Origin of the sequence: Streptomyces sp. NPDC050485, from assembly GCF_044458185.1 — a bacterium.
Lineage (GTDB): Bacteria > Actinomycetota > Actinomycetes > Streptomycetales > Streptomycetaceae > Streptomyces.
In genome coordinates this window covers 106,496-116,743 of the sequence record NZ_JBITHR010000024.1, presented here as the reverse complement: position 1 = coordinate 116,743, position 10,248 = coordinate 106,496, and the positions used below count along the sequence as shown (strand labels likewise).

Annotated in this window: 12 protein-coding genes; 2 read left to right on the top strand and 10 right to left on the bottom strand. The window is 71.6% G+C overall.

The genetic code is table 11. The features are described 5' to 3' along the window. Positions 1-179: 179 nt before the first annotated feature. Both ACIBK6_RS34350 and ACIBK6_RS34345 read right to left on the bottom strand, forming a co-directional pair. On the bottom strand, positions 180-686 hold the full coding sequence (locus ACIBK6_RS34350) for a hypothetical protein (protein ID WP_399056033.1): 507 nt from the start codon (positions 684-686) through the stop codon (positions 180-182). Further along, positions 686-931 carry a helix-turn-helix transcriptional regulator gene (locus tag ACIBK6_RS34345; protein ID WP_399056031.1) on the bottom strand — a complete coding sequence of 82 codons (246 nt, stop codon included), beginning with the start codon at positions 929-931 and terminating at the stop codon, positions 686-688. The genes ACIBK6_RS34350 and ACIBK6_RS34345 overlap by 1 nt, the downstream gene beginning before the upstream one ends. 64 nt (positions 932-995) lie before the next feature. On the opposite strand from ACIBK6_RS34345, the gene ACIBK6_RS34340 reads away from it, so the two are divergent. Continuing rightward, positions 996-1,316: a hypothetical protein gene (locus ACIBK6_RS34340; protein ID WP_399056029.1), complete on the top strand. Its 321-nt coding sequence runs from the start codon at positions 996-998 to the stop codon at positions 1,314-1,316. A 94-nt stretch (positions 1,317-1,410) separates the two neighbouring features. Here the strand turns inward: ACIBK6_RS34340 and ACIBK6_RS34335 are convergent, their stop codons facing one another. From ACIBK6_RS34335 to ACIBK6_RS34310, 6 genes are all read right to left on the bottom strand, one after another. Then, complete coding sequence (locus ACIBK6_RS34335) at positions 1,411-2,400, bottom strand: malate dehydrogenase (RefSeq protein ID WP_399056027.1); 990 nt, start codon at positions 2,398-2,400, stop codon at positions 1,411-1,413. Between the two features lie 230 nt (positions 2,401-2,630). Beyond that, on the bottom strand, positions 2,631-3,590 hold the full coding sequence (locus tag ACIBK6_RS34330; protein WP_399056025.1) for a DUF2690 domain-containing protein: 960 nt from the start codon (positions 3,588-3,590) through the stop codon (positions 2,631-2,633). A gap of 79 nt (positions 3,591-3,669) precedes the next feature. Further along, complete coding sequence (locus ACIBK6_RS34325) at positions 3,670-4,344, bottom strand: response regulator (protein WP_399056023.1); 675 nt, start codon at positions 4,342-4,344, stop codon at positions 3,670-3,672. Continuing rightward, positions 4,341-5,507: a sensor histidine kinase gene (locus ACIBK6_RS34320; protein ID WP_399056021.1), complete on the bottom strand. Its 1,167-nt coding sequence runs from the start codon at positions 5,505-5,507 to the stop codon at positions 4,341-4,343. Before ACIBK6_RS34320 ends, ACIBK6_RS34325 begins: the two co-directional genes overlap by 4 nt. Positions 5,508-5,608: 101 nt before the next feature. Next, entirely contained in the window at positions 5,609-6,094 is a 486-nt protein-coding gene (locus ACIBK6_RS34315) for a DUF3017 domain-containing protein (protein ID WP_399056019.1), read from the bottom strand. Between the two features lie 18 nt (positions 6,095-6,112). After that, positions 6,113-6,970 carry a bifunctional methylenetetrahydrofolate dehydrogenase/methenyltetrahydrofolate cyclohydrolase gene (locus ACIBK6_RS34310; protein WP_399056017.1) on the bottom strand — a complete coding sequence of 286 codons (858 nt, stop codon included), beginning with the start codon at positions 6,968-6,970 and terminating at the stop codon, positions 6,113-6,115. A 205-nt stretch (positions 6,971-7,175) separates the two neighbouring features. Between ACIBK6_RS34310 and ACIBK6_RS34305 the strand changes: the two genes are divergently transcribed. Continuing rightward, entirely contained in the window at positions 7,176-7,820 is a 645-nt protein-coding gene (locus ACIBK6_RS34305; protein ID WP_399056015.1) for an RDD family protein, read from the top strand. 86 nt (positions 7,821-7,906) lie between these two features. On the opposite strand, the gene purH is transcribed toward ACIBK6_RS34305, so the two are convergent. Next, entirely contained in the window at positions 7,907-9,541 is a 1,635-nt protein-coding gene (purH, locus tag ACIBK6_RS34300; protein WP_399056042.1) for a bifunctional phosphoribosylaminoimidazolecarboxamide formyltransferase/IMP cyclohydrolase, read from the bottom strand. Further along, entirely contained in the window at positions 9,468-10,073 is a 606-nt protein-coding gene (purN, locus tag ACIBK6_RS34295; RefSeq protein WP_399056039.1) for a phosphoribosylglycinamide formyltransferase, read from the bottom strand. Before purN ends, purH begins: the two co-directional genes overlap by 74 nt. Between the last annotated feature and the right edge of the window lie 175 nt (positions 10,074-10,248).

The window sequence follows — 10,248 nt, the reverse complement described above, 5'->3', positions numbered from 1 at the left end:
CCCACACCCCATACGACAACGTCGGCCTTCAAGACCACAACCAGGTCCTGAAGGCCGACGTCACGCGAACCCCCGGATTAACCAACAGCATCCGGGAAGGGCCGGGGGCACCCTCGTTTCGCCCGTACGGCTACTCGTCCTTCGTCCGCACGGCTCTACTCGTTCTTCGTCCGTACCGGCTACTCGTCGTCCGGCTCGTCCTGGGCGCGCAGGCCCGCCACCCAGTGCGGCATCAGCCAGTGCGCGACCAGGGCGCCGACCAGCACCCGGAAGACCATCGCGCCGCCCAGGCCGCCGCCCGCGAGCCCGTACCCGCCGACGGCCGCGACGGTGGCGAGCAGCAGCGCGGTGGTGAGGCGGTGGGCGCGGGCCAGGACCTCGCTGCGCTCGGCGCGCTGACGCTCGTCCAGGGCCCGGCGGCGCAGTTCGAGCAGGCCGCGCGTCGAGGCGTTGATGGCGCCGGTGGCGACGCACCACGGCAGCAGCAGCGCGAGCAGCAGGCAGGCCCCGACCATCGAGCCGTCGCCGATCGCGGCGAGCAGGGCCGCCACGAACGCGGCCGTCAGCGCGATGTGGACGACGACCAGCAGGCGCCTGCGGCCGGCCGTCGCGTACAGCGGCGCCGCCTCGCGCCGGTTCATGATCTCCCGCATCCGCCGGTCGTAGCGCGTCAGTTGCCCGTCCATCACTGGTTCCTCCCGTAGGCCTCGTCGGTGAGCGGGCGGAACGGTTCGAGGGAGAACAGCGCCTCCACCGGCAGTCCGAAGTACTTCGCGATCTTCAACGCCAGGTCGAGGCTCGGGTTGTACTGGCCCCGTTCGATGTAGCCGATGGTCTGGTAGTGGGCGCCCACCGCCTCGGCCAGGCTCTGGCGCGACACCTTGCGCTCGGCACGCACCATCGCCAACCTGTTGTGCACCTGCTCGCTCATGTATAAGAAGTACTACATTGATGAGCAGGTGCACAACGTACCGGCACAACGAACGGGGAGTTGCATGTTCGGCCTGAAGGAACTTGAGGTCCTGGTGCTGCGCGACGCGGACACCATCGCGGCGGCGATACGGGACGCACTGGCCGGCGCCGGCGAGGCGGAGCGGCCCGGGCTGGAGGCAGCCGCCCGGATCGTGGCGCAGGCGGCGTCCGTCCCGGACCGCGAGCTGCGGGCCCGCTGGGTGCGCGAACAGCGGGCGGCCGTCGGTTACGCGGGCCCGGACGACGAGTCCATGCACGCCGTCAAGGCGCTGCGCCAGGCTCAGCCCGGGCTCAGCCTGCTCGCCGCCGTACGGCTGACGAAGGACGCGGCGGCCGAACGCTAGGGGCACAACGGGCGAAGCCCCGGCAGTGGCTGCCGGGGCTTCGTCGGGGCGGGCCGGCGGACCGGAGTCCGCGTCAACTCGCTTGCTGCTGGGCTCAGATGAGGCCGAGACCGCGGACCGCGTCGCGCTCCTCGGTGAGCTCCTTCACAGAGGCGTCGATGCGCTTGCGGGAGAACTCGTTGATGTCCAGGCCCTGGACGATCGAGTACGTGCCGTCCTTGACGGTCACCGGGAAGGAGGAGATGAGGCCCTCGGGGACGCCGTAGGAGCCGTCCGACGGGATGCCCATCGAAGTCCAGTCGCCCTCGGCGGTGCCGTTGACCCAGGTGTGCACGTGGTCGATGGCGGCGTTGGCGGCCGACGCGGCCGAGGACGCGCCACGGGCCTCGATGATCGCGGCGCCGCGCTTGGCGACGGTCGGGATGAACTCATCCGCCAGCCACTGCTCGTCATTGACGACCTCGGCGGCGTTCTTGCCCGCGATCTCCGCGTGGAAGATGTCCGGGTACTGGGTCGCCGAGTGGTTGCCCCAGATGGTCAGGCGCTTGATGTCGGAGACCGTGGTGCCGGTCTTCTTCGCCAGCTGCGTGAGCGCCCGGTTGTGGTCCAGACGGGTCATCGCGGTGAAGCGCTCGGCCGGTACGTCCGGGGCCGAGGCCTGCGCGATGAGCGCGTTGGTGTTGGCCGGGTTGCCGACGACGAGGACCTTGATGTCGTCCGCGGCGTTGTCGTTGATGGCCTTGCCCTGCGGCTTGAAGATGCCGCCGTTGGCGGAGAGCAGGTCGCCGCGCTCCATGCCCTTGGTGCGCGGGCGGGCGCCGACGAGCAGGGCCACGTTGGCGCCGTCGAAGGCAACGTTGGCGTCGTCGGTGATCTCGATGCCGCGCAGCAGCGGGAACGCGCAGTCGTCGAGCTCCATGGCGGTGCCCTCGGCGGCCTTCAGGGCCGGGGTGATCTCCAGGAGGCGCAGGTTGACCGGCACGTCCGGGCCGAGCAGGTGACCGGAGGCGATGCGGAAGAGCAGCGCGTAGCCGATCTGGCCGGCCGCGCCGGTGACGGTGACATTCACGGGAGTGCGGGTCATGGCGATCTCCGTTAGAAACAGCGGGTGGTGGGGTTGTGCCCCGGGCTCGCAAGAGCAGGGGCCCCTCTCGTTCCGGGCACCCCGTCCGCCGGAAAGTCTGACGTGCGACCGTCTGAATCTTGACGTGAAGAGATGTCCGCGGTCAGGCTATCCGACCCTGGGCGTCGCGCACCCCAGCACGCCTGTGGGACGCCTCACGCTGATCGATCATCGACCGGTCGCGTGCTCGGTCATCGACCGGTCGCGGCCGATCCGGCGGCGCAGCCGCTCTTTCCGCTCTTCAGCGTGGCGCACGCCTTCGCCGCCGCGGGCCCGTCCACCGCGAGCATCTTCGTGTACGTGTCGCGGTACGCGTCCGCCACCACCGACTCCCCCGCCGCACCGCCCACGCTGATCTGCACCTTGTCACCGGGGGCCACCTGCTTGAGCCGGGCCCAGGCGGCCCGGCACGTTCTGCTGTAGCGCACCTCGACCACCGAGACGCCGACCTTGGCACTGGCCGCCGTCCTGACCAACTTGTCCGTGCAGCCCATGACTTCGGGGTCCTGGCCGGTGCACGACGCACCTACGCACTTGACCCCGGCGGGCAGCACCGGCGCCGAGGCCGTCGGGCTCGGGCCCGGCTTCGCCCGGGGCTTGTCGCCGCTCCCGCCTAGGTCGGTGAGGAGTACGGCCGATGTGATGACGAGCAGCGCGCCCACCACCCCGGCCAGGAACATGACGATCCGGCGCCGGTTGTCCGCCGGGGCGGGCGGCCCGCCGCGCGGCGGCGCCTTCGCCTTGCCCGGCCGCTTGGCGGTGAGCCCCGCGCTGGGCGACTGGGCGCGCGCCGCACCGGGCTCGGCGGGCCCGAACTCCCCGAGCGCGGCCCGCGCCTGCGCGACCCGGACGTCCTCCATGGTCCGGTCGTGCCGCTGCTCGGAGCGGCTCCAGGCCCGCTCGGCCAGCTCCCACATGGTGGTCAGATGGACCGGGTTGGTGCCGGTCACCTCGGCGAGGGCGAGCACGGCCGCCTTGGGGGCGAGCAGCCGGCCGCCCAGGTACCGCTCCCACGACGTCCTGCTGTACCCGGTGCGGTCGGCGACCGCCGCGATGCTGAGCCCGCTGCGGTCCACCAGCCTGCGCAGCTGGCCCGCGAACTCCCTCACCTGCGGGTCCAGTTCCGCCGGCAGCGCCTTCCAACGAGGCATCGACTTCCCCCCTTGCCGTCGCGCTCCCCCAGGGATGCACGGCCCCAGGATGTCAGTTCCCGGGGGCAGGCGGGGAGGGTCAGGGGCGGGCGCCTCCCGGGGTGACCAGGCCGGTCTCGTACGCCACCACCACCGCCTGGGCCCGGCTGCCCAGGTCCAGCTTGCTCATGGTGCGGTTGAGGTGGGTCTTGACGGTGGCCTCGCTGATGAACAGCCGGTCGGCGATCTCCAGGTTGGACATGCCGCACGCGGTCAGCCGCAGCACTTCGGTCTCGCGGGCGGTCAGCGAGCCGAGTTCGGGCCCGGGGTCCTGACCCGCCCGGCCGGTGCGGCAGGCGAAGGCCTCCACCAGACGCCGGGTGACGCTCGGCGCGAAGAGCCCGTCGCCGCCGCCGACCGCGGCGACCGCCGCGAGCAGCCGCTCGGGTCCGGAGTCCTTGAGCAGGAACCCGGATGCCCCGGCGCGCAGCGCCTGGTAGACGTACTCGTCCAGGTCGAAGGTGGTCAGGACGAGCACGCGGGGCGCGGGATCGGGGGCCTCGGCCAGGATCCGCCGGGTGGCCTCGATGCCGGTCATGCCGGGCATCCGGATGTCCATCAGGATCACGTCGGGGCCGGTCGCGGCCGCCTGCCGGACCGCTTCGGCGCCGTCGCCCGCCTCGCCCACGACGTCGATGCCGGGCGCGGCCCGCAGCAGTCCGACAAGCCCGGCCCGGATGAGGAACTGGTCGTCGACGACGAGCACCCTGGTCATCCCGTTGTGTCTTCTTCCCCCGGTACCGCCCGTGCGGAGGTCGGCAGGGTCAGGGTCACGGCGAACCCGCCTCGGCTCCGCGGGCCGATGCTGATCGACCCGCCGTAGAGCTTGGCCCGCTCGCGCATGCCAATCAAGCCGTGTCCACCGCCCGTACGCACTCTGTCCTGAATCGCCCCCTCGCGCCGGTCGCCGCCGCCCTCATTGATCACCGAGACCGTCAACTGGTGCTGCCCGTAGCCCAGTTGCACCTCCACCCGGGTTTCGCCCGCGTGCTTGAGTACGTTGGTGAGGGCCTCCTGCACCACGCGGTAGGCGCACAGCTCGACGCCGGGTGCCAGCGGGCGCGGGGTGCCGACGGTGCGCAGGGTGACGGGGATGCCGCCGGCCCGGATCCGCTCGGCGAGCTCGGCGACCCGGTCCAGGCCCGGCATCGGGGCGGCAGGCGCCCCGTCCTCGGCCTCGCGCAGCACCTGGAGCATCCGGCGCAGCTCCTCCAGGGCCTCGGCGCTGGTGCCGGAGATGGTCGCGAGCGCGGCCCGCGCGGTGGGCGGATCGGACTCGAAGACGAATCCGGCGAGCCCGGCCTGCACGGAGATCACCGACATGTGGTGGGCGACCACATCGTGCAACTCCCGTGCTATCCGGCCGCGTTCGGCACTCACCTCGCGGCGGGCCCGGTCGGCCTGTTCGCGCTTGAGCCGGCGGGCGAGTTCGGCGGAGCGGCGGGCGAGCGCGCCGAAGCGGATCAGCACCAGCGGGAAGACGACGGCCTGGGTGACGACGGACGCCATGGAACCGTGCGGGCTCACCACCCCGGCGTAGACCCAGACCCCCGCCATGACGAACGCGCACACCACCGCCGTACGCAGGGTGCACAGCGAGGCGACGGTGTACAGCGACAGCATCGGTCCGAAGCTGGCCACGACCGGCCAGTACCCCCCGGCCACGTATACGGCGAAGACCAGATGCGACCAGAGCAGCAGGGGCAGCGGCGCCCTGACCCGGACCGCGAGCGGCAGGCCGCCGAGCACGACCAGCGCATAGCCCCAGGCGTCGAGCGGGCTCCAGCCCTGGCTCCCGGACTCCGTGCCGAGCACCGCGGCGGCGCACACCAGCGCCACCGCGATGACCGCATCGGCGATTTGCGGGCGGATCCGCATCGCCGCAGCGTAGCGCCGGTGCGGACGGAGCGACGTCGACTTCGTCCGAGCAGGGGGACCCCCATCGGCCCGCGGATGTCTGGCCCCACCCCGGCGGAGCGCTAGCGCACCGTGAAGTGCACGGCGTCTTCGAGGAACGGCACGTTCAGCCACGGGCGGGGCTGGGCCATCAGGGCGAGCAGCACGATGGCCAGGCCCAGCGCCCCGTACGTGGTGATGTCGGTGAAACGGGACCTGACAGCGAGCATGCCGACCGACGGCAGCGTCCAGCGCATCGCCGCGCCCGCCATGAGGGCGGCGCCGATGATGATGAGCCCGACCCGGAAGGCCTGTCCGAACGGTTCGGTGGCCACTATCAGCAGCCCGAAGCCGACCGCGAGCAGCACCGAGAGCAGCGGCCACTGGCGGGCGGGTGCCGAGGCGTCCCCCGGTGCGGCCCGGCCGCCGCCCTCGGGGCGTGCGGTGTCCCGGGTGACGGAGGGGAACCGCCGCGAGCCGCCCGGGCGGGACCGCGCGCCGGACCCGCCCTTCGAGCCCGCCGAAGACTCCGCGCCCTTGTCCGGGTCGCGACTCGTACCAGCACCCATGGGGTCAGGCCTTTCCGGTCAGCCGGCGGCGGCGAGCTCGGCCGCCTCGACGACGTTGACGAGCAGCTGGGCGCGGGTCATCGGGCCGACGCCGCCCGGGTTCGGCGACAGCCAGCCGGCGACCTCGGCGACACCGGGGTGCACATCGCCGACGATCTTCCCGCTCTCGTCGCGGCTGACGCCGACGTCGAGCACGGCCGCGCCCGGCTTCACGTCCTCGGGCTTGATGAGGTGCGGGACACCGGCCGCCGCGATGACGATGTCGGCCTGCTTCAGGTGCGTCGACAGGTCGCGCGTGCCGGTGTGGCACTGCGTCACCGTCGCGTTCTCGGAGCGGCGGGTGAGCAGCAGCGGCATGGAGCGACCGATGGTGACACCGCGTCCGACCACGACGACCTCGGCCCCGTTGATCTCGACGCCGTGCTTGCGGAGCAACTGGATGATGCCGTACGGGGTGCAGGGCAGCGGTCCCGGCTCGTTGAGGACGAGCCGCCCGAGGTTCATCGGGTGCAGGCCGTCCGCGTCCTTCGCCGGGTCCATCAGCTCCAGGATACGGTTCTCGTCGATGCCCTTGGGCAGCGGGAGCTGGACGATGTAGCCGGTGCACGCGGGGTCCTCGTTCAACTCCCGCACCACCGCCTCGATCTCGTCCTGCGTCGCGGTCGCGGGCAGTTCGCGCTGGATGGAGGCGATGCCGACCTCGGCGCAGTCGCGGTGCTTGCCCGCGACGTACTTCTGGCTGCCGGGGTCCTCCCCGACGAGCACGGTCCCCAGGCCGGGCGTGACGCCCCGCTCCTTCAGGGCCGCCACGCGGACGGCCAGTTCGGACTTGATCGCTGCGGCGGTGGCCTTGCCATCGAGAATCTGGGCGGTCATGTTTCCCATTCTTTCAGGGCGACGCGTGATCGCCCAAGTTGCACTTGCACAACACATCCAGCGTTCAGCTGGACAAACTTATGTCTCATTTAGAACGATGATCGGCGCAGTGCCGCGGGCAGTGCCGGGGGGCAAACCGCTCAGAACAGCATTCCTCCGCTCGGGCCGCGTCGTCCCCGCATTAACCAACGGAGGAAAATCCGTCATGAGCTTCGGCGACCCCAACAACCCCTACGGGCAGCAGCCCCAGCAGCCCCCGCAGGACGGCAACCCGTACGGCCAGCCTCAGGGCCAGCCGCCGTACGGCCAGCCTCAGGGCCAGCCCGGCTACGGCTACCCCCAGGGCCAGCAGGCCCCCCAGGGCATCCCGCCGCAGGGCTACGGCTACCCTCAGCAGGGTGCCGCTTACCAGCAGGCCCCGCTCGGCTACAGCGGCGGCATGCCGCCGTTCGCCGGCTGGATCCAGCGCGTCGGTGCCACGATCATCGACGGCCTGATCGTCGGCGTGCCGTACGCCGTGGTGGCGATCATCGCCGCGGCTGCGGGCAAGGGCGGCGCGGCAGTCATCTTCGGGCTCCTCGGCTTCCTCGTCGTCGTCGGCCTGATGCTCTGGCTCCTGTACCAGGAGGGCACCACCGGCCAGACTCCCGGTAAGAAGGCCGTCGGCATCAAGGTGCTGCGCGAGAGCGACGGGCAGGTCATCGGCTTCGGCATGGCGTTCGTCCGCCGGCTCGCCCACTTCCTGGACAGCATCGCCTGCTACATCGGCTGGCTGTGGCCGCTGTGGGACTCGAAGAAGCAGACCTTCGCCGACAAGGTGTGCTCGACCGTGGTGGTCAAGTCCCTCTGACCCGCCCGGCCCGGCCCGGAAGGCCGCACTCCCGCACTGGGGGTGCGGCCTTCCGGGTACCTGCGCCGGATCAGACGTGCCCGGGGTCAGTGGAAGAAGTGGCGCGTGCCGGTGAAGTACATCGTCACGCCCGCCTTCTTCGCGGCCTCGACCACCAGCTCGTCGCGGACCGAACCGCCGGGCTGGACCACGGCCTTGACTCCCGCGTTCGCCAGGATCTCGAAGCCGTCGGGGAACGGGAAGAAGGCGTCGGACGCGGCGTACGAGCCCCGCGCGCGCTCCTCGCCCGCCCGCTCCACCGCGAGCCGCGCCGAGTCGACCCGGTTGACCTGGCCCATGCCGACACCGACGGACGCGCCGTCCTTGGCGAGCAGGATCGCGTTGGACTTGACGGCCCGGCAGGCCACCCACGCGAAGGCGAGTTCCTTCAACTCGGCCTCGTCCAGGGCCTCTCCGCTGACCAGCGTCCAGTTCGCGGGGTCGTCGCCCGCGGCCTGGAAGAGGTCGGTCTGCTGGAGCACCGCGCCGCCGGAGACCGGCTTGAGGTCGCCGGGCTGGTGCGGGGTGCCGTCCACCTTGAGCACCCGGATGTTCTTCTTGCGGGCGAGCACCTCGACGGCGCCGTCCTCGTACGCCGGGGCCGCGATGACCTCGGTGAAGATCTCGGCGACCTGCTCGGCCATCGCCACCGTCACCGGCCGGTTGACGGCGATGACGCCGCCGAACGCGGAGAGCGGGTCGCACTCGTGCGCCTTGCGGTGCGCGGCCGCGAGGTCGGCGTCGATGGCGATGCCGCACGGGTTGGCGTGCTTGATGATCGCGACGCAGGGCTCTTCGTGGTCGTAGGCGGCGCGGCGCGCGGCCTCGGTGTCCACGTAGTTGTTGAAGGACATCTCCTTGCCGTGCAGCTGCTCGGCGTTGGCGATCCCGCCGGGCTGGCCGTCGGTGTACAGCGCGGCGGCCTGGTGCGGGTTCTCGCCGTAGCGCAGGGTCGACTTGCGCTCCCAGGTCCCGCCGAGGAACTCGGGCAGCTGGGCCCCGCCCTCCTCGGGCGCGTACACATTGGTCATCCAGGACGCCACGGCCACGTCGTACGCGGCGGTGTGCTGGAACGCTTCTGCGGCCAGGCGCTTGCGGGCGGCCAGGTCGAAGCCGCCGTTCTTCACGGCGTCGAGCACGGCCGCGTACCGCTGCGGGCTGGTGACGACGGCCACCGACGGGTGGTTCTTCGCGGCGGCCCGGACCATCGAGGGCCCGCCGATGTCGATCTGCTCGACGCACTCGTCGGGGCTCGCGCCGGAGGCGACGGTCTCCTTGAACGGGTAGAGGTTGACCACGACCAGCTCGAAGGGGCGCACCCCGAGCTCGTCGAGCTGCGCGCGGTGGGTATCCAGGCGCAGGTCGGCGAGGATGCCCGCGTGGACGCGCGGGTGCAGCGTCTTGACCCGGCCGTCCAGGCACTCCGGGAACCCGGTGAGCTCCTCGACCTTGGTGACGGGCACCCCGGCGGCGGCGATCTTCGCGGCGGTCGACCCGGTGGACACCAGCTCGACCCCGGCCGCGTGGAGCCCTTGCGCGAGCTCCTCCAGACCCGTCTTGTCGTAGACGCTGACCAGCGCCCGCCGAATGGGCTTGACGGCGTCCGTATTAACCGAGTTCACCGATCTGAACCTTTCGTCCCTCAATGCGGTAGCCGTTACGGGCCAGGCGCCCCACGACATCGACGAGCAGCCGTCGCTCGACTTCCTTGATCCGCTCGTGCAGAGCGGCTTCATCGTCCTCGTCCCGGATCTCGACCACGCCCTGGGCGATGATCGGGCCGGTGTCGACTCCGTCGTCGACGAAGTGGACGGTGCACCCGGTCACCCTGGCGCCGTACACGAGTGCGTCGCGTACGCCGTGGGCTCCGGGAAAACTGGGCAGCAGCGCGGGGTGGGTGTTGACCACCCGCCCGCCGAACCGGGCGAGGAATTCCTTCCCCACAATCTTCATGAACCCGGCCGAGACGACCAGGTCCGGTGCGTACGCCGCGGTCGCCGTGGTCAGCGCGGCATCCCACTCCTCGCGCGAGGAGTGGTCCTTGACCCGGCAGACGAAGGTCGGGATCCCGGCCCGCTCGGCGCGCTCCAGGCCGGCGATGGCGCCCCGGTCGGCGCCGACGGCCACGATGGTGGCGCCGTAGCCGTCCGGATCGGCGGCGATGGCGTCGAGCAGGGCCTGCAGATTCGTGCCGGACCCGGACACCAGCACCACGAGCCGGGCGGGGCGGGCCGCTTCGGACGGGTCTTCGGGCCGGGCGTCGGACCGGCCGTCGAGCGGCTCTTCGAGCGGGACTTCGGGTGGATCTTCGAGCGGGGAAGGGGACGCGGAGGGGGGCGGGGAGGCCACAGCGGGGCTCTTTCTCGCGGTCGTACGTCTTTGTGTGGTC